The 24,291-nt window shown below is 55.2% G+C and carries 22 protein-coding genes; 6 read left to right on the forward strand and 16 right to left on the reverse strand.

The features are described from left to right. Nucleotides 1-2: 2 nt before the first annotated feature. The 4 genes from MRK42_RS08040 to MRK42_RS08055 form a co-directional block, all read right to left on the reverse strand. Entirely contained in the window at nt 3-839 is an 837-nt protein-coding gene (locus MRK42_RS08040) for a cobalamin-binding protein (RefSeq protein WP_338612137.1), read from the reverse strand. After that, nucleotides 832-1,794: a cobalamin biosynthesis protein gene (locus tag MRK42_RS08045; RefSeq protein ID WP_338612138.1), complete on the reverse strand. Its 963-nt coding sequence runs from the start codon at nt 1,792-1,794 to the stop codon at nt 832-834. Before MRK42_RS08045 ends, MRK42_RS08040 begins: the two co-directional genes overlap by 8 nt. Further along, on the reverse strand, nt 1,791-2,483 hold the full coding sequence (mtnN, locus tag MRK42_RS08050; RefSeq protein WP_338612139.1) for a 5'-methylthioadenosine/S-adenosylhomocysteine nucleosidase: 693 nt from the start codon (nt 2,481-2,483) through the stop codon (nt 1,791-1,793). Before mtnN ends, MRK42_RS08045 begins: the two co-directional genes overlap by 4 nt. Before the next feature lie 160 nt (nt 2,484-2,643). Next, a complete protein-coding gene (locus MRK42_RS08055) occupies nt 2,644-3,576 on the reverse strand; it encodes a ZIP family metal transporter (protein ID WP_042028824.1) in 933 nt (310 codons plus the stop codon). 337 nt (nt 3,577-3,913) lie between these two features. Between MRK42_RS08055 and MRK42_RS08060 the strand changes: the two genes are divergently transcribed. Continuing rightward, entirely contained in the window at nt 3,914-5,545 is a 1,632-nt protein-coding gene (locus MRK42_RS08060; RefSeq protein ID WP_338612140.1) for a methyl-accepting chemotaxis protein, read from the forward strand. A 301-nt stretch (nt 5,546-5,846) separates the two neighbouring features. On the opposite strand, the gene suhB is transcribed toward MRK42_RS08060, so the two are convergent. Further along, the gene (gene suhB / locus MRK42_RS08065; RefSeq protein WP_026458137.1) at nt 5,847-6,650 is read right to left on the reverse strand and encodes an inositol-1-monophosphatase; all 804 of its coding nucleotides are present in this window, start codon (nt 6,648-6,650) and stop codon (nt 5,847-5,849) included. Between the two features lie 197 nt (nt 6,651-6,847). Between suhB and MRK42_RS08070 the strand changes: the two genes are divergently transcribed. The 3 genes from MRK42_RS08070 to emrD all read left to right on the forward strand — a co-directional run bounded on the left by MRK42_RS08070 (nt 6,848) and on the right by emrD (nt 9,575). Then, nucleotides 6,848-7,303, forward strand: coding sequence for a hypothetical protein (locus tag MRK42_RS08070; RefSeq protein ID WP_338612141.1), 456 nt, complete (start codon nt 6,848-6,850; stop codon nt 7,301-7,303). Between the two features lie 147 nt (nt 7,304-7,450). Further along, complete coding sequence (locus MRK42_RS08075) at nt 7,451-8,113, forward strand: glutathione S-transferase N-terminal domain-containing protein (protein ID WP_338612142.1); 663 nt, start codon at nt 7,451-7,453, stop codon at nt 8,111-8,113. Nucleotides 8,114-8,375: 262 nt separating this feature from the next. Next, nucleotides 8,376-9,575, forward strand: a complete 1,200-nt coding sequence (gene emrD, locus MRK42_RS08080; RefSeq protein WP_338612143.1) for a multidrug efflux MFS transporter EmrD — start codon at nt 8,376-8,378, stop codon at nt 9,573-9,575. Between the two features lie 126 nt (nt 9,576-9,701). Here the strand turns inward: emrD and MRK42_RS08085 are convergent, their stop codons facing one another. From MRK42_RS08085 to MRK42_RS08095, 3 genes are read right to left on the reverse strand one after another with little or no spacing between them, the layout of a single operon-like run. Next, complete coding sequence (locus MRK42_RS08085; RefSeq protein WP_338612144.1) at nt 9,702-10,451, reverse strand: UDP-2,3-diacylglucosamine diphosphatase; 750 nt, start codon at nt 10,449-10,451, stop codon at nt 9,702-9,704. After that, on the reverse strand, nt 10,448-11,185 hold the full coding sequence (locus tag MRK42_RS08090; RefSeq protein ID WP_338612145.1) for a DUF4269 domain-containing protein: 738 nt from the start codon (nt 11,183-11,185) through the stop codon (nt 10,448-10,450). Before MRK42_RS08090 ends, MRK42_RS08085 begins: the two co-directional genes overlap by 4 nt. Beyond that, complete coding sequence (locus MRK42_RS08095) at nt 11,175-11,672, reverse strand: peptidylprolyl isomerase (RefSeq protein WP_026457729.1); 498 nt, start codon at nt 11,670-11,672, stop codon at nt 11,175-11,177. The genes MRK42_RS08090 and MRK42_RS08095 overlap by 11 nt, the downstream gene beginning before the upstream one ends. 200 nt (nt 11,673-11,872) lie before the next feature. Between MRK42_RS08095 and cysS the strand changes: the two genes are divergently transcribed. Further along, nucleotides 11,873-13,249: a cysteine--tRNA ligase gene (gene cysS / locus MRK42_RS08100; protein WP_042028812.1), complete on the forward strand. Its 1,377-nt coding sequence runs from the start codon at nt 11,873-11,875 to the stop codon at nt 13,247-13,249. 536 nt (nt 13,250-13,785) lie between these two features. On the opposite strand, the gene MRK42_RS08105 is transcribed toward cysS, so the two are convergent. The 3 genes from MRK42_RS08105 to MRK42_RS08115 form a co-directional block, all read right to left on the reverse strand. After that, the gene (locus tag MRK42_RS08105) at nt 13,786-14,127 is read right to left on the reverse strand and encodes a hypothetical protein (RefSeq protein WP_354689009.1); all 342 of its coding nucleotides are present in this window, start codon (nt 14,125-14,127) and stop codon (nt 13,786-13,788) included. Nucleotides 14,128-14,131: 4 nt separating this feature from the next. Further along, nucleotides 14,132-15,079 carry an IS30-like element ISAs2 family transposase gene (locus MRK42_RS08110; RefSeq protein ID WP_019706001.1) on the reverse strand — a complete coding sequence of 316 codons (948 nt, stop codon included), beginning with the start codon at nt 15,077-15,079 and terminating at the stop codon, nt 14,132-14,134. 366 nt (nt 15,080-15,445) lie between these two features. Continuing rightward, nucleotides 15,446-17,143 carry an AAA family ATPase gene (locus MRK42_RS08115; RefSeq protein ID WP_354689010.1) on the reverse strand — a complete coding sequence of 566 codons (1,698 nt, stop codon included), beginning with the start codon at nt 17,141-17,143 and terminating at the stop codon, nt 15,446-15,448. 130 nt (nt 17,144-17,273) lie between these two features. Between MRK42_RS08115 and MRK42_RS08120 the strand changes: the two genes are divergently transcribed. Further along, entirely contained in the window at nt 17,274-18,410 is a 1,137-nt protein-coding gene (locus MRK42_RS08120) for an ISAs1 family transposase (RefSeq protein ID WP_024943479.1), read from the forward strand. 8 nt (nt 18,411-18,418) lie between these two features. Here MRK42_RS08120 and MRK42_RS08125 read toward each other — a convergent pair whose 3' ends face one another. The 5 genes from MRK42_RS08125 to MRK42_RS08145 all read right to left on the reverse strand — a co-directional run bounded on the left by MRK42_RS08125 (nt 18,419) and on the right by MRK42_RS08145 (nt 23,719). Then, on the reverse strand, nt 18,419-18,646 hold the full coding sequence (locus tag MRK42_RS08125) for an AAA family ATPase (protein ID WP_354689048.1): 228 nt from the start codon (nt 18,644-18,646) through the stop codon (nt 18,419-18,421). 198 nt (nt 18,647-18,844) lie between these two features. After that, nucleotides 18,845-19,495 carry a hypothetical protein gene (locus MRK42_RS08130; protein ID WP_338612147.1) on the reverse strand — a complete coding sequence of 217 codons (651 nt, stop codon included), beginning with the start codon at nt 19,493-19,495 and terminating at the stop codon, nt 18,845-18,847. Nucleotides 19,496-20,276: 781 nt separating this feature from the next. Beyond that, nucleotides 20,277-21,481 (reverse strand): IS3-like element ISAs17 family transposase gene (locus MRK42_RS08135; protein ID WP_124813808.1). Its coding sequence is split into 2 segments (ribosomal slippage): nt 20,277-21,163 and nt 21,163-21,481, totalling 1,206 coding nucleotides; the frame shifts between segments, so codons are not numbered across the junction. A 591-nt stretch (nt 21,482-22,072) separates the two neighbouring features. Next, a complete protein-coding gene (locus tag MRK42_RS08140; RefSeq protein ID WP_019706001.1) occupies nt 22,073-23,020 on the reverse strand; it encodes an IS30-like element ISAs2 family transposase in 948 nt (315 codons plus the stop codon). A gap of 90 nt (nt 23,021-23,110) precedes the next feature. Next, nucleotides 23,111-23,719 (reverse strand): hypothetical protein, encoded by a 609-nt coding sequence (locus MRK42_RS08145; protein WP_354689011.1) that lies wholly within the window; start codon nt 23,717-23,719, stop codon nt 23,111-23,113. Nucleotides 23,720-24,291 lie beyond the last annotated feature (572 nt).

Raw genomic sequence — 24,291 nt, forward strand, 5'->3', positions numbered from 1 at the left:
ACTTAAGGCGACGTAACGGGCGTAGTCCGGTTCTGCCAGATGGCGGAGCAGATCTGCTCCACGGCATTGAGGGCTCTCGGGGTGAAACGGTGCAGCTCATCCGAGTTGATGAGGGTCAATCGTCCCTGCTTGACTGCGTCTATCATGGTCCACTGTTGCCAGTGCGCCAGAGCGCCCGGATCGCCACTGCCCGCTAGAATGAGCTCGGGGTTGGCCTTGATCACCTGCTCCTGGCTGACTTGGGGGTACGGGGTCTTGGCATGGGCCATCACATTGATGCCGCCACACAGCTCGATGGCTTGGGCTGGCCAGGCGTGGCCACTGGCACTGGTCAACGGCGGGTACCAGAGCTGGTAGAACACCTTGACGCCGGTCGGGTGGTTGTAGCGTTGCCTGAGAGCCGCCAGCCTGGCCAGATAGCGATTGGCCGCCTCGTTGGCGCGTTGCTCAATCCCCAGCATCTTGCCAAGGGCCCGCATCTCGCCAGCAAGTGAATCAAAATCGGTGGGCTCGGAGTAGAACACCTGAATGCCAAGCTTTTCCAGCGGTGCCAGCATGCGCGACTGGGCGGAGCGCCAGGCGAGGATGAGATCCGGTTTCTGGGCCAGCAGCGCTTCCACATTGATGCTGCGGTAATTCGCCACCTTGGGCTTGCCTGTCACCTCGGGGGGATAGTCGGAGGCATCATCAACGGCCACCAGCTTGTCGCCGGCCCCTATCTCATAGAGAAGCTCGGTGAGGTGGGGGACCACGCTCACCACCCGCTCCGGGGTCGCCGCCATCGCCAAAAATGGCAAACCTGCCAGCAACCCCATCCATTTACCTGTGTGTCTAAGCATGCCAGCGTTCCACCAGAGTCAGCGCCAGGGCGACCAGCAGCCATCCCCAGCCTGTTCCTTGCAAGACATTGAGCATCCGCGTGGCCATGTCGGCGCCGGGATCCTGTCCGAGCCCCAGCACGGGCCAGCGTTGCAGTGTGCCCTGGTAGTAGCGCGGGCCCCCCAGCCGGGTCTGAAACTTGTCCGCCAGCAGCACCAGCAGGATGCCCATGGCAGGATAGGGCCAGAGCACACCGTTGCGTAGCAGCCAGCCCGCACGCTTGAGACGGGTCAGTAGCAGGGGCAAGCCAAGCAGCAGCACGGTCGGGGCATTGAGCGCCTGATAGAAGGCGCTCGCCGCGCGGCCAAAGTGGCTGAATGCGGGATCCTTCATGCTCCAGCCCAGGTTCATCAGTTGGGCCAGCCGCCAGAGCAGGGCCCCCTGCACACCGGCCAGCGCATAGCCCAGCAGGGGGCCGGCCCATTGTCCCACCAGGCGCAGGGCACAGCTCTCGCTCACAGCCTTGGCAATCCCCATGACCGAGAGTTTGCCGGTCTCCCGCTTGAGCCAGGGCACGGCCTGCAGTCGTGCCAGTGGCAGCGTCTCCTGGCAGGCAAGGGTGCGGGTGGCGCTCGCCAGCTCCCGCAGCGGACGGGATTCAATCATCAGCAGCAGAAATAGCAGATCGAACAGAGGTTCGCTCAGGGCCAGATTGCGCACCGACCAGAGGCCAGCTGCGCAGGGCAGCCAGACTACCAACATCGCCAGCACGCCGGCTTGTAGCTGCTGCCTGGGCGAGCCGTCCGCCCTGTGTACCTTGTGGCCAAGGCGAGTGAGCAGCGGGGTGAGGGCCGAGAGCCGGATGTGGGCGGGGCGGGGAATGAGGGCCTCCAGCAAGGCGGCCCCCAACATGATGGCCGCCGTCGTGGAAAGCAGATCGGTGGCCATCGGTTCGAGCGATTCGATTGGGATCACAGCTTGCCGAGCATCTTGATGATCACTTCGGCCGAGTGCTTGCCAGCCACCTCGATAAAGGCGTCGAAGGATTCCACCTGCTCCTTGCCCGCGATGTCAGACATGGCGCGCACCACCAGATAGGGCACCTTGAACATGTGGCATACCTGGCCGATGGCGGCCCCTTCCATCTCGACCGCCAGCATTTGCGGGAAATCGGCGCGCGCCTTGGCGATGGCCTCCGGCTTGCACATGAACTGATCACCGGTGCAGATAAGGCCAACTTTGGTCTGGTGCTTGCCCTGTTCGGCGATACATTCGCGCGCCACAGTGATCAGCTTTTCGTCGCAGGGGAAGGTGGCGGGTTGCTGCGCCATCTGGCCCATCTCGTAGCCGAAGGCGGTCACGTCCACGTCATGGAAGCGCATTTCGCTGGCGATCACTACGTCACCGATATGCAGATCCTGGGCAAAACCGCCCGCAGAGCCGGTATTGATCACGCAATCGGGGGCAAATTTTTCCAGCAGCAGACTGGTGGCCACGCTGGCGGCGACCTTGCCGATGCCGGAGCGGGTCAGGATCACCTCTTTGCCGGCCAGCATCCCCTGATAGAACTCGCAGCCACCCAGTTGCAGGGTGGTGGCGTTGCTCAGCTGGCTGCGCAGCAGGGCCACTTCTTGTTCCATGGCGCCGATAATACCTACTTTCATCACTGACCTCGTCTTGATAGCCGTCAGGCTGTATTTAAGTTGCTGTAGATCATAACAAAAGATGAAGACGGCGCCGAGCGCCAGAAGAGAAATGCCAGGGAGCAACCCAGGCGCCCCAACGCGAGGCGCCACAAGTCACGAGGGAAGGGATGGTGATCGCTTAACCGAGGGCGGTGTCCAGCGTCATCATCAGGGCAAAACCCGCCATCAGGCCGAGGGTAGCGTGAGTTTGATGGCCGTTGCGATGAGTCTCGGGGATCACTTCATGGGAGACCACAAACAGCATGGCGCCGGCCGCCAGGCCCAGACCGATGGGATAGGCGATGGCCAGGCCGCTGGAGAGCCCGACCCCGAGCAGGGCGCCGAGGGGTTCGAGCAGGCCGCTGCCGATGGCGACCAGCACGGCCAGTGGCGGGCGAAAACCGGCGGCGCACATGGCAAGCGCCACCGCTAACCCTTCCGGAATGTCCTGCAGGGCGATGGCGGTGGTGAGCGGCAGCCCCACCGACATGTCCCCCTGGGAGAAGCTGACCCCGATGGCCATCCCCTCCGGCAGGTTGTGCAGGGCGATGGCGAAGACAAACAGCCAGACCCTGGAACACTGCTCATGGCCCGGGCCGCAGGGGCCTGTCTTGTCGTGTTCGTGCGGGGTGAACTGATCCAGCCCCAGCATCAACAGCACCCCGAGGGTCATCCCCGCCACCACCACGGCGGCGGCAGCAAAGCCGTTGCCCGTGATGTCGCTGGCGGCATCGAGCCCCGGCAGCAGCAGGGAGAAGGCGCTGGCCGCCAGCATCATGCCGGCGGCAAAGCCGAGCATGGAATCCTCCACCCGCTGCGGCACGGCGCGCAGAAAGAGGGCGGGCAGGGCACCGAGGGCGGTGGCAGCAAAGCCGGCGGCCCCGCCGATGAGGCCATAACGCATGCCGCTGCTGATCTCCTCCGTCGCCAGCATGACGAGGCTCTGCAACAGCAACAACAATACGGCCGCCAGCGCGATAAAGAGGCCGATGGCCGTTCGGGGGCGGGATTGCATCTGGGCGCGCAGTTGTTGGGACCAGGAGGAAGCGGGCAGGGCTGACATATCGTCCATCGGGTGACCTTATGAGAAAGAGAGAAGGCTCATTACATCCCTGCGCCGACGCCTTGTCTACCCGAGTCAGGCGATTGTCCCCATAGCTAAATAGCATGCAGTTGGGCACTGGCGTAGGGCTCCCGCCTGAAGCCTTGGCGCTGGAGGAATTAACACCATTTAAATTTTTTTAATAAAAATGAAGGCATTGTCGCCTTGTGCTAGAGTGCGCGACTTTGCCAAATGCCCTCTTCCCGCGTTTTGTGCATCTCCCCGTCAGGATGGCCCGGGTATCAGCTCACAGGGATGTGATCGCCACACTCCACACCCAGTCAGCAGTCGAGGACCCACTGCCACCATGTTTTACAAGAATCTCTCCATCGGCAAGAAGATTGCCGTGGTCTTTGCGATCATTGCCGCCGTCAACGTGCTGTTCGGTCTGTTTCTCTCCAGCGAGCTGCGCAGCGTGCGTGATCGGGTGCTGAACTTTACCGACTCGACCCTGCCGAGCGTGCTGTCGGTGGAAAACCTGCTCTATGACGTCTCCTATGTGCGCCGGGCACAGTTTGCCCTGCTGATGGTGGATGACAGTGCCGATCTGCAGGCCCGTCGTGGCCGGATCCAGAACAATATCCAGAAGGTAGAGACCAGCTTCCAGGCCTATGAGGCCACGGTCGGAGCGGCCCATGAGCGTCAGGTATTCAACCGGGCCAAGCAGCACTGGTTGAGCTATCGCCGCTCGGTGAGCGAGTTCGATCAGCTGCTGGCCACAGGCCAACACGCTGAGGCACAGGCTCAACTGTTTGCTTCCAACGCGACTTTCGGCGCCCTGGAGCAGGCGGTCAACGATCTGGTCGGGGTCAACCTCGACTTCGTCAAGGAGAACCGTGGAAGCCTGCTCGGCAGCGTCAGCATGCTTAACACCCTGGCCATGGTCAGCATCGGCAGCCTGTTGCTGTTCATGATGGCGATGACCTGGTTCCTGACCCGCCAGATCTGCCTGCCGCTGCAGGCCGTGGTGGCTCAGGCCAACGCCATTGCCAGCGGGGATCTGACTCACCGTCTGGATCGCCGCAACCTGGGGCGCGATGAACTGGGGGCGCTGGCCAATGCCTCGCTCAAGATGCAGGACAACCTGCGTGGCCTGATCGAAGAGGTGGTGGCCGCCGTGACCCAGCTGGGCACCGCCATCGAGGAGGTGAGCGCCGTCTCCGAGCAGTCTGCCAAGGGGATCCAGAGCCAGCAGCAGGAGATCTCCCTGGTGGCGACGGCCATGACCCAGATGAAGGCCACCGTCGCCGACGTGGCGGGCAATACCGAGATCGCCTCGGAATCCGCCAGCTCGGCCAATGCGCTGGCACGCAGCGGCAACCGGGAGGTACGCAACTCTCTGGTGGCGATCACCCGGGTTGCCGAAGAGATCGAGCAGGCCGGCGTGCTGGTGACCGAGCTCGAGCGCGAGTCTGCCCAGATCAATGTGGTGGTGGACGTGATCCGCGGCATTGCCGATCAGACCAACCTGCTGGCCCTCAACGCCGCCATCGAGGCCGCCCGAGCCGGTGAGCAGGGGCGTGGCTTTGCGGTGGTGGCCGATGAGGTGCGTACCCTGGCGGGTCGTACCCAGGCCTCTACCGGCGAGATCGTGGCCATTATCGAGACCCTGCAGGCCCGTGCCAACAAGGCCAAAGAGGTGACCGGACTTAGCTGCGACATGATCCGCGAGTGCGTGACCCAGAGCGAACAGACAGGGGCGGGTATCCAGCAAATTGAGGAAGCCGTGGCCCAGATCGCCGACATGGCGATCCAGATCGCCAGCGCCTGTGGCGAGCAGGATGCGGTCTCCGACGAGCTGGGGCGCAACGTGGAGCGGATCAACGAGTCGGCCAACGAGGTTGCCTTCGGCGCCGATCATACCGCGCGCGCCTGTCTGGAGCTGAGCCAGCTGGCCGCAGGACTCAAGCAGACTATCGGGCGCTTTCATCTTGCCTGATACCAAGATCAATTCAGGCACGCGAAGAGACGCCTGAATTGCTGATATCAACCCGGCTTAGGCCGGGTTTTTTATTGTCCGCCAATCTCCATATCGAGGGGGGAGGTGGCAATCAGCGCCTGTGTGCGTCAGCGTGAAGGGGAGGAGAGATATGGCCATAGATGGTTTGGTAGAGCCTGGATTGCAAGGACGCAAGCCACGAACGCCTTGCAGGGGTAAACCGAGCGACACATAACCACGAGCGGCAGACAACAAAAAACCGGCTTGCGCCGGTTTTTTGTTGTGTCGAGTACGTGCTGGCTTATTTGGCCAGAGACTCCGGCAGCTCTTCACGGATCTTGCCGAGCATCTCTTTGAGCACGCGCGGGTTGGCAACGACTATGTTGCCGGAGGTTTCGTAGTTGTGGCCACCCACGAAGTCGGTCACGATGGCGCCCGCTTCCTTGGCCAGCAGTTCACCGGCGGCGGTATCCCAGGGTTTCAGACCGATTTCCCAGAAACCGTCGACACGGCCGGCGGCCACGTAGGCCAGATCCAGGGCGGCGGAGCCGGAGCGACGGATGTCGGCACACTCGATGAACATGCTCTGGAACATCTTCAGGTACGGCTCGATATGGTGCTTCTGCTTGAACGGGAAGCCGGTGGCCAGCACGGTACCAGCCAGTTCGCGGGCCTTGCCGACGCGGATGCGGTAGCCGTTCAGCTGGGCGCCGCTACCACGGGTAGCAGTGAACAGTTCGTCGCGGATCGGGTCGTAAATAACGGCTTGTTCGGTCTTGCCTTTCACGCGCAGGGCGATGGAAACGGCGAAGTGCGGAATGCCTTTGACAAGGTTGGTCGTGCCATCCAGTGGGTCAATGATCCATTGGTAATCCGGATTGGTACCGGCAGTCTCACCAGACTCTTCAGCTACGATGCTGTGCTCCGGGTAAGATTTTTTGATGGTATGAATGATGGCCGCTTCGGCTTCACGGTCAACGTTGGTCACGAAGTCATTGCTGCCTTTCTGGATAGCCTCAATGTTCTCGGGCTGGGAGAAGGCTTTTACTACAACTTGACCGGCGTTGCGCGCAGCGCGCACGGCGATATTCAGCATCGGATGCATAGGTTCACCACTGGATGTTAAAGAACGGGGATAAAAGGACGCGGTATGATACCAGTATTTCCACCGATGGCAACTGTTATCCCGATTCAGCCATTCGATTGCCACTGCCAGATATGACGGCTCCAATATAGGCCGGATCTGCGCTAGTCTTATGCCTGCAATCAACCCAGTTTGTCATGAGCATAGGGACATGAATCATGAACTTGTCAGTAGTCAGTCAGCACGTATCCGGCGCCAGTGAAGGTTTACTGGCCATTTTGCGTTCATCCAGAGAGTATGGCGACCACTTTGCCAACATCGGCATCACGCCGCTTGCCGAGTGGCAGCCAGCCAAGGCGGAGGCGGCGATCCTGCTGAACGATGGCAATACCCCCTGGCAGGATGCCGGTTTTTTGGGCGGGGAAGATGACACCATAGGGCTGCCCGTGTTGCCGCTGCTGATCCGCAAGGGGGACAGGGAACTGGCCATCTGTGGGCCGGATGTGCGCGACCCTCGCTTCTATTTCGTCTCCAACGGCATAGTGCTGGAGGAGTCGGATCTCGCCAATCCCGCCAGCAGCAGGGTGCTGCTGCGCAAGCTAGAATCCTACTTCCCGCTGCTCTCTCGCCTCATCATGCTGCGCCAGCGCAAGCCGGCCGCCACCCTCAACTGATCTCGTCATCATCGGCCGACAAACGGCGTACCCAGTGCCATCACTGGCACTGGGTACGCCGTTTGTGTTACTAGAGAGTGGGTCAGGATCTCGCCGCCGGGGGAAAAGAGTGCCCGGTGGCCCCATCTGCGTAACCAAGGAGTGACCATGATCGACTTTTATACTGCAGCGACCCCCAATGGCTTCAAGGTAGCGATAGCCCTCGAGGAGCTGGGGCTGCCTTATCGGGTGATCCCGCTCGAGTTGTCGGCACTGGATCAGAAAAAGCCCGAATTTCTGGCCATCAACCCCAACGGCCGCATTCCGGCCATCGTCGATCGGGACAACGATGACTTCGCCGTGTTCGAATCCGGGGCCATCCTCCTCTATCTGGCCGAGAAGGCGGGCAAGCTCTTGCCGCAGGATCCCAAGCGCCGCTCCCGGGCCATCCAGTGGCTGATGTTCCAGATGGGCGGGGTTGGTCCCATGATGGGGCAGGCCAACGTCTTCTACCGCTACTTCCCCGAGAAGATCCCGGCGGCCATCGAGCGTTACCAGAAGGAGGGGCGCCGCCTGTTCGAGGTGCTCGACAGCCATCTGGCCCACCACGAGTATCTGGCCGATGAGTACAGCATCGCCGACATTGCCACCTGGCCCTGGGTGCGGATCTACGACTGGAGCGGGATCTCCATCGAGGGGCTGCCCCATCTGCAGGCCTGGATGGCGCGCATGGAGTCCCGTCCTGCCTGCCAGAAGGGGATCACCATTCCGCCGCGCAAGGAGCAGCCAGAGGATCTGATCAAGCAGGCACAGCAGATGGTAACGCGTTGATTTTTAACTGCAGACGGGGCGGAATGCCCCGTAATATTAGAAAAACTAAGGCAAGCTGATTATAAAGATTCGTTCGTTTTCTGTGAGCTGAATCACTATCATGCCCCCATACCATCAAGCGTCCTGTGCGATGGTCGGGCGGGCTCCCCGCCTCCTGTTTCCAACACTGATTTGATTGACTCACTGTTTCTGTGAAGAGACTCCCCCGGGCCATTTCTGCGCCGGGGGGCGGCAGCTTTTTGACGATTTTTTTGGGACTGATATGGATCGGCACAGTTTTTATCCGTTGTTTTTCCTGACCATTCTGATGGTCGCTGTGGGCCAGATGACCCAGACCCTCTATGTCCCCTCCATTCCCATGATGGCGGGGGACTTTCAGGTGGCCTCCGGTCAGCTGCAGGCGGTGATGGCCTGTTACCTCATTCCCTATGGCCTCTCCCAGTTTGTCTATGGGCCGCTGTCGGATCGCATCGGTCGTCGCCCCGTGCTCATCATCGGCATGATGGTGTTTCTGTTGGGGACCCTGACCATCCAGCTGATCCCCCACTTCGCGGCCCTGCTGGTGGGCAGCTTCATCCAGGGGCTGGGAACCGGTGCGGGCGGCGCCATGAGTCGCACCGTGATGCGCGACCGTTATAGCGGCGCCGAGCTTAACCGCGCCAACAGCCTGGTGAGCATGGGGGTGATCTTTTCCCCGCTGCTGGCCCCCGTGCTGGGTGGCTGGTTGACCGAGCTGTTCAACTGGCGTGCCGGTTACTGGTTCCTGTTCGGTTTTGGCGCCGTGGCAACCCTGGCCATCATGGCCTGGTTTGGCGAGACCCTGCCGGTGAGCGCTCGCCAGCAACCGCTGCGGGTGGGGGCGGCCTATCGCCATGTGCTGGGCAACCCCAAGTTTCAGGGCAACCTGCTCTGCCTGATGGCCACCTTCTCCGGTCTGGCGGTCTTTGAGGCAGCCGCCGGTGTGTTGCTCGGGGATGTGCTGAAGCTGAGCGCCCGTACCGTGAGCGTGCTGTTCGTCCTGCCGCTGCCGGGTTATCTGTTCGGGGCCTGGCTCTCGGCCAAGCTGAGCTTTCGCCTGAGCCAGGGCAAGCTGATGCGTCTGGGCATCGCATTTTTGGCGCTCGGCTCGCTCATCATTTTGCTGCCGGGCCTGTTCGGGTTAGTGAGTGCTGCGTCACTGATCGGAGGCGCCGCCGTTTACTTTATCGGGAGCGGCATCCTCTACCCGACCGCCACCTCCTGCGCCATCGAGCCCTTCCCGGGTCAGGCGGGTACAGCAGGGGCCATCCTCGGCGGCATGCAGAACCTGGGGGCGGGTGTCGTCACCCTGCTGGCGGCCTGCTTCCCGATGACCGGCCAAGTGACCCTGGGGGTCATCATGACCCTGATGGTGCTGATCGTGGCGCTGAGCTTTGTCTGGCTGCGCCACCACGGCTCCCCCCACGAGCAGATGGCAATCTGATGCCATCGCGGCTGGCGCGTATCGAGCCAGTCCTTGCCCAATAAAAAGAGGCCATGACCCGTCGGGGTCATGGCCTCTTTCGTTATGTGGCGCGCACGCTTTTGGCCTGCGCGGGTAAATGCTCGCTTATCCCTGCGATGCAGTGTCTGCCTGGGGGAGGGGGCGCTGCTCCAGCCGTTGCTCGCCCGGGCGGCAGACCAGCACAGACCCTTGCTCGAACCAGTCCCCCAGCACGATGCGCCGGGCAGGCGTGCCGTCCAGGGTAAAGTCGTGGATGGCGGGTCTGTGGGTGTGGCCATGGATCATCATCCGGCAGTCGTGGCTGCGCAGCATGGTGTCCACCGCTGCGGGCGTCACGTCCATGATGCTCTGGCTCTTGTACGCATTTTCCATCTGGCTTTGGCCGCGCATCTTGTGGGCAATGGCCTGACGGCGGGGGAGCGGCAGGCGCAGAAAGAGCCAGCGCAGCCATTTGAGCTGGGTGATGCGGCGAAACTTCTGATACCCCTCATCCAGGGTGCAGAGCAGATCCCCGTGACTCAGCACCACCCGCTCGCCATAGAGCTCAATGACGCAAGGATCCCCCAGCAATGTCATGCCGGCGCGCTTGGCATACTGCTGACCCAGCAGAAAGTCGCGGTTGCCGTGAATAAAGTAGATGGGCACGTTTTGCTGGCTCAGGGCCAAAAACGCGTCGGCGATGGTCTGGTGGAGCGGGTTGGGATCATCGTCGCCAATCCAGAATTCAAACAGATCCCCCAGCACATAGAGGGCATCGGCGCCGACGGCGTCGTGCTCGAGAAAGTGCACTAACGCCGCCGTCATGTCGGGCCGCTGGGCGCACAGGTGAATGTCACTGATAAAGAGGGTGCTCATGGTGGCGTGTCGGTGCTCAGGGTCGGATCCGGGGAGGGGCAATGAACGGCTGTTTCGGGACTGGCAAGGGCTGATGGCGGTGTCTGGACAACCGCTGGCCGGGCAGGATCAGGCATCCGCTGCCACCTGAGTGTGGCCAGGTTGCATCCCTCCAGGGTCAGCAGCGCCTCGTAAGGGTCGCTGGCCAGCCCCAGCAGGCGGCAGATGGCCGCCTCTCCTTTGAGGCCTTCTTCCAAGCGCAGACGCAGCACCGCCTGATAAAAATCATCCCCAAAGTGCGCCAGCAGGGCGGCCATCAGGGTGAGGTGGCGCCAGCCGTTGAGAGTCTCGACCGCTGCCGGCGTGACATAGAGCTCCACCGGCCAGGAGTGCCCGTCCGGGCCGGCAAAAAGTCGCTCCAGCAGCCAGACGTCTTCCCCCTTGTCGCTCGCCAGCCACCCTTGCTCGCGCAGCTGAGCGGCAAGGTTAGCTGGCAGCGGATGCTGGCAGAGGATATCGAGATCGCTACCCGGCCGCTCCAGTCCGATGGCGAGGGTACTGACCATGGCCACGTCGCTGCACAGCTCTTGCAAGCGCGTCCACAGGCCGTTACTTAACAGGGCGTGGGCGGAGCGCTGGCGCGGGTTGCCATGGGCCAGATAGTCGAGGTGGCGCCAGTTTGGGGCGGCAGATGGAAAAACTGCGGCCGGGGCCGCAGTTTTGTCAGTGCCTGGCCGGCAGAGATCACTCGGCAAGGGTCACCTTGGTGATCACCACGTCTTCAACCGGTACGTCCTGATGGATGCGACCGTAGTTGCCGGTCTTGACGCCCTTGATCTTGTTGACCACGTCCATGCCCGCAGTCACTTCACCGAATACACAGTAGCCGTAGCCCTGGGTGGTGGCGGATTTGAAGTCGAGGAAGTCGTTGTTGTTCACGTTGATGAAGAACTGGGCGCTGGCGGAGTGCGGCTCCATGGTGCGGGCCATGGCGATGGTGCCAATCTTGTTGGACAGGCCGTTGGCCGCTTCGTTCTTGATCGGAGCGCGGGTGTCTTTCTCTTCAAAGCCCGGGGCATAGCCGCCGCCCTGGATCATGAAGCCGTCGATCACGCGGTGGAAGATGGTGTTGTCATAGTGACCGTCACGGCAGTATTGCAGGAAGTTGGCCACGGTTTCCGGGGCTTTTTCAGCATTCAGGGTGAGGGTGATGTCGCCGTGATTGGTATGCAGAGTGACCATGAGTTGTCCCTTCGTTTTGTAGCGAGCCAGGCAGGCCCGCGGGTGTATGGCATAAAGTGGTGGCAATTCTAGCCCATCAGGGGCGGCGGGCATAGTGCATCTGGCGCCAAGACATAGATGGCAGGCGGGATCCGGCTCGTTTTCTCTGGTCGAACGGGGTATTATGACCAACCATTTTACACACAGGCAGTGGTTATAAGATGCTGAAGATATACAACACACTCACTCGTCAAAAAGAAGAATTCAAACCTATCCACCCGGGCAAGGTGGGCATGTATGTGTGTGGTGTCACCATCTACGATCACTGTCATATCGGCCACGGCCGCACCTTTGTCGCCTTCGACGTGGTCGCTCGTTACCTGCGCTACGCCGGTTACGATCTCACTTATGTGCGCAACATCACCGACGTGGATGACAAGATCATCAAACGCGCCGCCGAAACCCGCGTCACCTGTGACGAGCTGACCGAGCGCCTGATTGGCGACATGCATGCCGACTTCGATGCCCTCGGCATGGTACGTCCGGATATCGAGCCGCGTGCCACCCAGCACATCGGTGAGATCATCGAACTGGTGCAATCCCTGCTGGACAAGGGCCACGCCTACGTGGCTGACAACGGCGATGTCATGTTCATCGTCGAGTCCTATGCCGACTATGGCCAGCTCTCCGGCCAGGATCTGGAGCAGCTGCAAGCCGGTGCCCGCGTCGACGTGGTGGATGCCAAGCGCAACCCCTTGGACTTCGTGCTGTGGAAGATGTCCAAGCCCGGCGAGCCGACCTGGGACAGCCCCTGGGGCCCGGGCCGCCCCGGCTGGCACATCGAGTGCTCTGCCATGAACTCCAAGCACCTGGGCAACCACTTCGACATCCATGGCGGTGGCTCCGATCTGCAGTTCCCCCACCACGAGAACGAGATCGCCCAGTCCTGCTGCGCCCACGGTGGCGACTACGTCAACACCTGGATGCACAGCGGCATGGTGATGGTGGATAAAGAGAAGATGTCCAAGTCCCTTGGCAACTTCTTCACCATTCGCGATGTGCTGGCGCACTACGATCCGGAAACCGTCCGCTACTTCCTGATGTCCGGCCACTACCGCAGCCAGCTCAACTACTCGGAAGATAACCTGAAGCAAGCCCGCGCCGCGCTGGAGCGCATGTACACCGCCCTGCGCGATCTGCCTGAAGCCGCCGCTGCCGGTGGCGACGAGCAGGTGGCCCGTTTTGTTGAGGCCATGGATGACGACTTCAACACCCCGGAAGCCTACTCCGCCCTGTTCGACCTGGTGCGCGAGATCAACCGCCAGAAGGCCGAAGACATGGCCGTTGCCGCTGGCCTCGGTGCCCGTCTGCGCGAGCTGGGCGCCGTGCTTGGCATCCTGCAGCAGGATCCGGACGCCTTCTTGAAGGGTGACGAAGCGGACGACGAAGTGGCCGAAATCGAACGTCTGATCGCCGAGCGCAATCAGGCCCGTGCCGACAAGAACTGGGCCGCGGCGGATGCCGCCCGCAACCGTCTCACCGAGATGGGTATCGTGCTGGAAGACAGCGCCGGCAAGACCAGCTGGCGCCGCGCCTAAGGTCGGTGGCCTTGTTGGCGTCTGGTGCCAACAGGTTGAGCCAATAAAAAACCGCAGCCATTGGGCTGCGGTTTTTGTTTGTGGCCTGTCTGAGGGCTGGCACCTTCCCTCTCTCCTGGATGGCATGGCTTTGCCATGCAGGATGCGAGGGCTTTGCCCTCGAAGGGGTTTCGCCCGCCCTCCGGGCTGGGGCGAGTGACTTTGGAAAGACCCAAAGTCACCAAAGGTCTTCTCCCCCGACAAACCGCCCGCTTCGCGGGTTCCCTCCTCTCGGGTTCCCTCCTCTCGTCCAACGGGTCGGACGGAGCGTCGCAGACGGCACATCCCTGTGCCGGCTGCGGCTGCGCCATCATCCCTGATGGCGCTCCTGACCCGTTGAACTCGACTCGGCGGTTTGCAGGGGGAACCAATACCGTGCCCGCCCGTGGCTTTAGCGTTCATGTTAATCGCCTTTTCCACTTAAAGGGGAGAGCAGTGTAAGGGGTTGGGGGAATAGAATAAAAACTGCAGCCTTGAGTTGCGTTTTTTTAGAAGATTTAATTTATGAATGAATTTTGTAATTCATATTTTGATTCCATTCTGGAAGCATAACTTTTCAGCTCTTCAATATAACCTATGATGGTCTTCGATGATTTGTCATTTACTATATGCTCTATGTTTGTTTCATCAATTGTAAGAACGAAATTTGGTTGAAATTCGGACTGGTAAGTAACTTGTGTGGTAATTTTTATATGTGCATTTTTGTTCCATGAAGCATTATCATGTGAAAGTTCTTCCTTTTTCTCATTTTTACGCTCTTCATTCACTTGTTCAAGTGTTTGCGTAAAATCGTCATATACCCTGTTGTATAGCGCGAATTCAACTTCGAAGTGCGACACTCGCCTATGCCGCCTGACGGTACTCTTCGAATACCTTGACAGGCTGCCTGAATCCGAGACATTTCCGAGGTCGTAGGTTGAGCCACTGCTCCGCTCTCCTGACATCCTCGTCCGTGACCTCTCTCAGGTCTGTTCCCTTTGGGATAAACTGCCTCAACAGCCCATTGCTGTTCTCGTTCAGACCGCGCTCCCACGAAGAGTAAGGGTGCGCAAAGTAAGTCTCGGCACCCAGCGCTTCCTCTATCGCCTTGTGTTCGGCAAACTCGCCGCCGTTGTCAAAGGTGATGGTATGCACCTGCTCGATGTAGGGCGTTAACATCTCGATTATCGCATCCCGCACCACCCCAGCCTGTTTGCTCGCGACCCGCTTGACCAGATAGAGCCGGCTCTTGCGCTCCACCAGGGTGACCAGTGCACCTGTGCCTTGCTTGCCCAGCACCGTGTCCGCCTCCCAATCACCGAGCCGCTCCCGGCTATCGACGATAGCCGGCCGTTCATCAATAGAGCGGGCTTCCTTGATGGGAGAACGCAGGCTGCTCGCCCCCTTGCGGTAGCGCTTGTGGCCCTGGCGCAGATGGCGGTACAACTGGCCACCCCGGGCTTTGTCGGCGGCCACATGGCGGTATATCCACTCGTGACTCACCATGAGGCCTATCTGCTTGCCCACCGCGCTTATCTGCTCCGGGCTCCACCACCAGGCGAGTGTCAGCTCGACAAACTGGATGACATCGGCAGATAGCCGAGATTTGGCCGCACTGGCCCGTCGGTGGGTGGCGTGCTGATGCGCATTGTCTGGCTGGTAGCCCTGCGGCCCGGCGTTACGACGCAGCTCCCGGTAGAGGGTGGAGCGATGAACGCCAATGGCGCGTGCGGTGGCAAGGATGGACATCCCCTGTGCGCGAAGCACCGATAACTGGTATCGTTGCCCCTCGGTCAACTGCTGATAGCTCATGGTGATACTGCTTTTACTTTGGCGAGCAGAAGGGTACCACCAATCAGCAGTTGGCCACCTCTCGCCATTCATCCATGAGTGTCGCACTTATTATCTGAATTCCCGCAGGTCTGTAGTTTTTGCATTTATAGAAATTATGGGCTCTTTAGAACCATCCAATGTGACTTCATATGTGGAGGTTACATTTTCTCTATACACCTTTCCCAGTCTAACCTTACCAGATACCAATGGGAGAATGTTCTTTGAGTCGATATAGTTATTTATCTTGTCAATGCTAAAAATTGATGCAGATAGAATAATACTAACGCTTAATATTAATGTTCGGTTCATATAGTTCTCTTTTATTGGTGGCAATATAGGTTTGATTTATAAATCTAGTAGTTTAAAAACATGCTTTAACCATGGTAAGTTATTCGATGGAGTCACACTCTTTATATAATTTGTCGCAAAGTCTACTTTTTTACCTGGAATTGAAAAAAATTCATTCATTGCATTTCTTTGAGTTTGTCTATAGTCAAACGCTAAACCTGATGGTTTACTTTGATCTATGTTTTTCAGGAGATCTGGAATTACATTATAGATCACGTCACTTTCTACTGACTGTTGTATTAAAGTCTCTATGAAAAGCTTTGCATCAAGGCAGTCTTCAATTTCTGTGGGTGGGTTTGTTATGTCAGAATTGATATCTATCAATTCTGTTTCATGACTTGTATTGATGAGCCGTTTTATGTTGATATTTTTAGACCTTGGGGTGTTGACTCTGTCGTTAGAGGTTCTTTCATCTGTATCAACGATAAAAAGAGCTGCTCCTTTTACACTATTTAAATCACTATCGATTGCTAGGTTTAAATATTCGTATATCTTTTTTACTTGGGGGGAACCACCAACGGCTAAAACTCTTACTTCATGCTCTTCAAGATATTTATCAAGATATATTTTGTCCGATGAACCCTCACATATTATCCACTTGTAACTATTCCCATTTGTGATAGATAGTAAGATAGATTGAACTAAATCGTGGATGCCTTTTACTTCAATAGTGTCTGGCATTTTTCCTTGAGTTTTGACTTTAATTGCTCGAATATCTTCTCTAAATCTCTTGAGATCTAATAATGCAGTTTCATTAGAGGATGATATGTATGTTGCAGAACCTTTAGAAACAACAGGCATAAATCCATACCAATGAGTTGTTATAATGGTCTGTATTCCTTGCTCGGCTATATTTTCCAGTTTTTCAAACTGCTCAAAACAAGATGATGCATGTAACGAAATCTCAGGTTCGTCTATAGCTATGATCGTTGTTTTAAATAATGTGTTTATATTCATATTTAGAAATGATTTGATTACATCAATTAAAGCTTTTCTTTTTTCTCCTGAGCTTAAATGGGATACTGGTACTAAATTTACACCATCCTCACAATAGCTAAGTGTTTTGTCTGAAAAATACGTTTCTATGATTTTTTGGCTTAAATGGCTTCGATTGAATTGACTCTGCCGCTTCGAGGGGCGTTTAAACTTATACTTATTAAGTTGTTCTGATAAAGTATTAAGGTAAGCATTCAAGTCTTCATTTATTTTTCTTATGAATGCATCGTCAACAATCTCCTTGATAGTATTTTCAAGTTGTTGACCTAATAAAAACTGTAACGTGTTACTTTCTAATCTAGAATATTCACTAATTTCAATATCAGATGGTATATAAAGATAGTCATAAGAGCTTTTTATCTTTTCATAGACATCTTTAAGAGCACTTTCTTTGCTTTCATAACCTGACTCATCTTTTATTCTCTGTTCGTAGTCGGGAATACTGTCAAAGATTCCCAAGAATAAATCGGATTGTCTTTTTGGTTCTCTTTTTATTAGCCCAATTGGAATTAAGTAATATTCATCTTTGTTTAAGTGTTTAAATAAAATATCTCTATGTTCACAAAATTGTGTTGCGAATTTAATTTGAGATGAATTGAAATCTTCACTTTCAATTTCAATTTGGTTTGTTATATCACTAATTATACTAAAGCATTTTTTAAGCTGAGAATCTCTTGGTAGCTCAGACTTCTTTATCATAAAAAGTAAAGTGATGTATGGCTCTCTACCTGCATCAGGGCAAGATCGCGAACGTTTTTTAAGCAGGGCACGAGGATTTGACCGACCGAACAGGGTGTGATCTTATACTCTCTTTTACGGGAGTTTCGTCATGAACCATCAAGCGGCATTTACCCAATTCTTCTCCGAACTTGAAGACCCTCGTCAGACAACCAAAATCGCGTACCCCTTCTTCGATGTGGTTTTTCTCACCGTCTGTGCTGCTATTGGTGGAGCTCAAGGTTGGGAAGATATCGAGCTTTTCGGCGAGGCACATCTGGAATGGTTTCAGCGTAATGGATTGTTTCATAACGGATTACCTGTTCACGACACCATAGCCAGGATCATCTCCCGTATTCAACCGGAGCAATTCCAGAACGCCTTCGTCCGCTGGATGCAAGCAACATCAGAACGTACCGATGGTGAGCTGATTGCCATTGACGGCAAGACCTTACGCAGCTCTTACGACCGAGACAGTCGTCAGTCTACCATTCATATGGTCAGTGCCTTTGCCGCTGAGAATCGTCTGGTGCTCGGGCAAGTCAAAACAGATGAGAAATCTAACGAAATCACCGCCATTCCTGAATTACTGGCACTCCTCGATATAAAAGGCTGCCTGGTATCCATCGATGCCATGGGCTGCCAGACTGGAATAGCCTCAACCATAGTCAAGGGCGGTGGCGACTACTTGCTGGCGGTAAAAGGTAACCAGCCCACACTGCATAATGCAGTACGCGCAGCTCTGGCCGAGTCGACCAAGAAGCCGCTGAGTGAAGAAACGCTCAGTGTCGAGAAAGAGCACGGTCGCATCGATGGCCGCGAGTACCATGTGTTACCAGCCGGAGCACTATCAGAGCAATTTCCAGAGTGGAAATCGCTGAAGACTGTCGGTGTCGCAATATCCTATCGAATTGAAAATATGGAAAAATTTTCGATGGAGTATCGCTACTACATCAGCTCGGCTGAACTGACACCAGAGCAGTTTGCTTCAGCGGTACGAGGGCACTGGGCAATTGAAAATAGCCTGCACTGGGTTCTGGATGTCGTGATGAATGAGGATGCCTGCCAGATATATCGAGGTGATGCCCCTCAAATATTGGCCTGTGCACGACACATGGCGCAAAACATGCTGCGAGCCGAAACCAGCCGTAAGGCAAGCTTGCGGAAGAAGCAGCAATTTGCGGGCATGAGCAGCCCATATCTGGAAAAGGTATTGGATTCAGGGCTGGCTGAATTGAAGTCAATTTAACAATATGTTCACGCTCTCGCCCTGCTACCTGCATAACCTTTATTTCTTGTTTCGAAGTTTACATCTATATCATCGATATCATGTTTATTTAAAAAGTCGTTAATAGCTGACAGTAGGCTGCTTTTACCAACACCATTTTCACCAATGAGTGCAGAGAAATTATTTTCATTACTAAGGCTGATATAGTTTATATTCTTGAAATTTTTATAGTTTATAATTATTGCGGATGTAATAATAAATTTTCTTCATAATAAATGGTTGGTTCTTGATAGCTGACGATTGGCCTCGTAGGATGTAATGAACGAAGTGAATTACACCTCTATTTCCAAACCGGATCACACAGGATGTAGCTAGTCACTCGTTTTTCACCCCGTATTTGACATTTTACTCGGATTGCGGGCCGGTTATTAACATGGTAGTTTTTAATTGAGAGGCTAGTAATAAATTTCTTTCTCAATTTTTTTTATGTCCAGTTTGTTCGAGCCTGGATAGAACCCATCCATGTCAATAGGCTTAGTAACGGGGACGGAGATCTCTTTCTGTTCAGTTTTGAAATTTGATGCAACCTCTTCATCAATGCAACCATCTTGATATGTTTTATAAATGGCTTTTCCTGTCATTACATTGAAGTCGAAGTTAAAGAAACCTTCGCATGGTGCTCCATAATTTATTGTGGCACCAATTAGATACCATGCTTTATTATTAAAACGATATCTATGAGTGTAACTCCACTTCTGACGGCTACCACCAAAATGATCAATGACGATAGCCCCTCGTTGTATCTCAACGCTGATGAATGGATCCCCCATCATGCCACCATGAGCACTATCTAATATTGGCCCTTGCGAAGAGTGCCATAAGGCCCACTTATCTTGTTTCTTTTTATATATAAGCAGTGTTCTTTGTGTTCCTATTTCACCGTCCAACCCAGTATCCAGAACAATGACTTTTTCATCGATACCATCTTTGTCCAAATCCCCCATAGCCTCACCAATTACCTTTGAAGTGATATGCTCTTGACCCGGTTCCTCTGCAAGTGCTGTATTTAAAAATAATGAAAGAATAAAAGCGAACAGATACTTCATAAAACCTCATTGTTTTTAGATTTAAATATATTTAAGTCGGTGCTGGCCGTGTGGCAAACGGGTGAACCGGTGCTTCCGATGAAGAAAGGCGAGCAAGTGGGGGATAAGACCTTTGGTGTTATTTGCCAAAGAGAGTGGGTCTTTCCAAAATCACTCTCTCAGCCGCGCAGCACCATTTAGGCGTGCAATAGTGCTTCACCTATCTCCTCTACAATTTGTTACCTAAGATAGTGAGACAAGTACATAGGTGAAAAGATCGCTATGACACAAAGTATTGTATTGATGAAAAAATACTTCCAGCGCATGGTAACTAATAAAGCTAATGCTGCAACAATGTTTATCAATGGCCAGAGTAAAAGGAAAAGGTAGTTCATAATATGCATCTGAACCGCGTATGTAGATACATCATATGTGAATATCAAGTAAAATACATATATATGGCCGAGTAAAAAAACAGGAGTGGCTTTTTTGATAAATAGACCGAAATTTGATTCTGGTTTGACTTTAGAACTGCTCATTGATGATTGCCTTGTATAAATAGATCTTTATAGATGCAGATGATAGCTATCGAGCCATTAATATAATGGCATTCCCGATAATGGTAGTATATCGGGTGGGAGATAACTATTCTCCCGATCACAGCCTCGAATAGACATAGACCGACGCTGTTAATTGGCCTCGGGGCTGCGGGTTGGGTGTTTCCCCCTGTTGTTCGCCGAGGTGAGGGCACAAGGTCAGGAGCGCTGGATTTGACCCCATAGATCCAGACACTTTTTCCCGCTTAGGGTTGTGATACCCGACTGCGCAGAAATTCCCGGGGTGAACGGTATCCCAAGGCGCTGTGCGGGTGGTGCTCGTTATAATGCTCAAACGCGATAGCCAAATTGCCTACCGCTGTTCGGCTATCCGGTTTTGGCATCATCTCGATATAGTCTCGCTTCATCGTCTTCACGAAGCTCTCCGCTATACCGTTGCTCTGTGGGCTTCTCACTGCTGTCGTTCTGGGCTCCAACCCGATTTCTCGTGCAAACGCGCGGGTCTCATGGGCTCGATACGCCGAGCCATTATCAGTCAACCATTCCACCGGTGATGCTGGCAACGAATCCCCAAAGCGACGTTCGACAGACCGCAGCATGACATCTTGCACCGTGTCGCTATCGTAACCTCCTGTGCTGGCGGCCCAGTCCAACGCTTCCCTATCGCAGCAATCCATGGCGAACGTGACCCGTAGTTTTTCACCGTTATCGCAGCGAAACTCGAAGCCATCCGAGCACCACCGTCGATTGCTCTCCTTGGCGGCAACACGCCCCTTATGTGCCCGTTGGGTCAATGGTGCCGCCGGTTTTCTTTCCAGCAGCAGGCCATGATCGCGCATGACACGATATACACGCTTGGCGTTTACCACAGGCTGTCGTGTTGCCTCTGACTGACGCCGTAACAGCGCCCAGACTCGGCGATAGCCATAGGAGGGAAGCTCCGCCATCGCCTCCATGATCCGGCCAAGTAAGACTGCATCATCACGCTGGCGATGATGACGACCATCTTGCCAACCCGGTTTTCGATGAACACGAACGGATAGCTGCGCACGCGATACATTAAGGGCCTGGCTCACAGCCCTTAATCGTCGTCCCCCGGCAACAAGGGCGCATGCGCTATCCATTTTTTTGCTCGACCATACTCCACGGCTTCTTTGAGGATCTCGTTCTCCATGGTCTTCTTCCCGAGCAAACGCTGGAGCTCTCGGATCTGCTTGATGGCAGCAGCCAACTCTGAGGCTGGAACAACATCCTCACCGGCGGAGATCGCCGTGAGAGACCCTTCCTGGAATTGCTTACGCCATTTGAAAAGCTGGTTGGCGTTGACGTCGTGCAAGCGAGCGACATGAGAGACGGTCATACCGGGCTCAAAGGTTTGCTGCACGATGGAGATCTTTTCCTGCGGAGTCCGGCGTCGACGGCGCTCAGCCCCTGTTAACACTTCGACCATCTTCTCGTTGCGACTAGTACTGAACATAGTTCCAAGACTACCTCTTAAGTTAAGAGGGGCGAAGTGTCTGGATCTTCAAGGGGCCAATCTAAGCGCCGTCATGGACGATGGCGCAGACGCAGGTGGTACAGGGATGTACCGTCTGCGTCGTTCCGCCAGACCTTTTGCCTGAACTGAGGGAACCCGACGCAGGAGGGCGAACAAGTGGGGGTGGCCTTTCTTTTGGTGACTTTTCTTTGGCCACGCAAAGAAAAGTCACTCGCTAAGCCGCGCAGCGGCGGCGAAACCCCGTTGAGGACGGAGTCCTCGAGTCCTGCACGGCGAAGCCGTGCTATTTAGGCATGGGGCGAGATTTCGCCAAGCAATGATGTTACCTAATCCCTAACCCTCTCCCGCAAGGGAAGAGGGATGGTTGCTGCGGACGATTACGCTTCGCTAATCGACCGTGCGTGCATATTTTCCCTATCTCGCATGAGTGTTTGGTTTGGAGATTAAGAGCGACTTTCAACCTTCCAATGTTTACCATCGTTACATGATTTATCGTCTTCATTGCATCGAGTCGCGAATTCAACTTCGAAGTGCGACACTCGCCTATGCCGCCTGACGGTACTCTTCGAATACCTTGACAGGCTGCCTGAATCCGAGACATTTCCGAGGTCGTAGGTTGAGCCACTGCTCCGCTCTCCTGACATCCTCGTCCGTGACCTCTCTCAGGTCTGTTCCCTTTGGGATAAACTGCCTCAACAGCCCATTGCTGTTCTCGTTCAGACCGCGCTCCCACGAAGAGTAAGGGTGCGCAAAGTAAGTCTCGGCACCCAGCGCTTCCTCTATCGCCTTGTGTTCGGCAAACTCGCCGCCGTTGTCAAAGGTGATGGTATGCACCTGCTCGATGTAGGGCGTTAACATCTCGATTATCGCATCCCGCACCACCCCAGCCTGTTTGCTCGCGACCCGCTTGACCAGATAGAGCCGGCTCTTGCGCTCCACCAGGGTGACCAGTGCACCTGTGCCTTGCTTGCCCAGCACCGTGTCCGCCTCCCAATCACCGAGCCGCTCCCGGCTATCGACGATAGCCGGCCGTTCATCAATAGAGCGGGCTTCCTTGATGGGAGAACGCAGGCTGCTCGCCCCCTTGCGGTAGCGCTTGTGGCCCTGGCGCAGATGGCGGTACAACTGGCCACCCCGGGCTTTGTCGGCGGCCACATGGCGGTATATCCACTCGTGACTCACCATGAGGCCTATCTGCTTGCCCACCGCGCTTATCTGCTCCGGGCTCCACCACCAGGCGAGTGTCAGCTCGACAAACTGGATGACATCGGCAGATAGCCGAGATTTGGCCGCACTGGCCCGTCGGTGGGTGGCGTGCTGATGCGCATTGTCTGGCTGGTAGCCCTGCGGCCCGGCGTTACGACGCAGCTCCCGGTAGAGGGTGGAGCGATGAACGCCAATGGCGCGTGCGGTGGCAAGGATGGACATCCCCTGTGCGCGAAGCACCGATAACTGGTATCGTTGCCCCTCGGTCAACTGCTGATAGCTCATGGTGATACTGCTTTTACTTTGGCGAGCAGAAGGGTACCACCAATCAGCAGTTGGCCACCTCTCGCCATTCATCCATGAGTGTCGCACTTATTATCTGAATTCCCGAGTGACCTTGTTTTTTCCATCGCCCATCTTGAGTGGAAACCAAGTAAGCTCTGATTTTTTGTTAAATATAAAATAAGCTGGTTCCTCAATGCTTATCTTTTGTGGCTCTTTGGGACTACAAATTAAAAAGTGCGGTCTTACATTGAGCCATGTATTTTCGTTACCAAAAATAGCCATAAATCGTTTGTTTTTGCTATCTAGCTGACCATTGCTAAAGTAGCTATCACCTTTAGCCTCAATCATCACAAGGTGGGTTATTTGCTTTTCGTCAACAAAGGCAAGAAGAAAGTCGACATCCTCTTGAGTACCTGATATTTGATAGTCTATTGCAGTTCCATTTTCTTCTGTGAAATTACGTTCTACGCAGCTCGCAGTGTTGTTTTTAGTGAGGTACAAGCTGGCATAGATCCAGTCAAGGTGGTAATCCATTGCAGCAAAGTATTTTCTGGGGATGGTGAAACCGATTAGCTTTGATATCTCATCAAGCTGGTTGTCATCCATGCGAAACTCTGGGTTCCCCAGCATTTGACAAATTAGGTAAAACCGCTCTTTGCGGTTAAATGATTTCAAGTTATCAATTAGGCTGTTGCTCATATAAATCTCGAAAATGTATCTTGTCTGATAGGAAATAATGCAATAGAAATCGGTGTATATCGTAGGGTGTAATGAACGAAGTGAATTACACCTCTATCTCAGATCGGCATGAATCCTGTATCTGATATTTTCCTCGGGGCTATGGGTTGGGTGTTGCCCCCTGTTGTTCGCCGAGGTGAGCCCGTTTGTCCAGGCCGCGAGGCAGGACGCCGAGCGAGCGCCGTTGGGCCATGGATGGCCCATCGGCGCGTGCCGTGGGACAAACGGGTGAACCGAGGGAACCCGACGTAGGAGGGCGAACAAGTGGGGGAGTAGACCTTTGGTGACTTTGGGTCTTTCCAAAGTCACTCGCCAAGCCGCGCAGCGGCGGCGAAACCCCATCGAGGACGGAGTCCTCGTGTCCTGCATGGCGGAGCCGTGCCAATCAGGCTCGTGCCCCCTAACCCTAACCCTAACCCTCTCCCCCAAGGGGAGAGGGGATGGTTACCGCGGTGCAATGCGCTCCGCTTATTGCACCCTACCCGCAGGGGCGGGAATTCGGCCCAATTCCGCCAAAGACGCTGCCGCCCCTG

It is taken from the genome of Aeromonas sp. 19NY04SH05-1, from assembly GCF_040581895.1.
Lineage (GTDB): Bacteria > Pseudomonadota > Gammaproteobacteria > Enterobacterales > Aeromonadaceae > Aeromonas > Aeromonas enteropelogenes.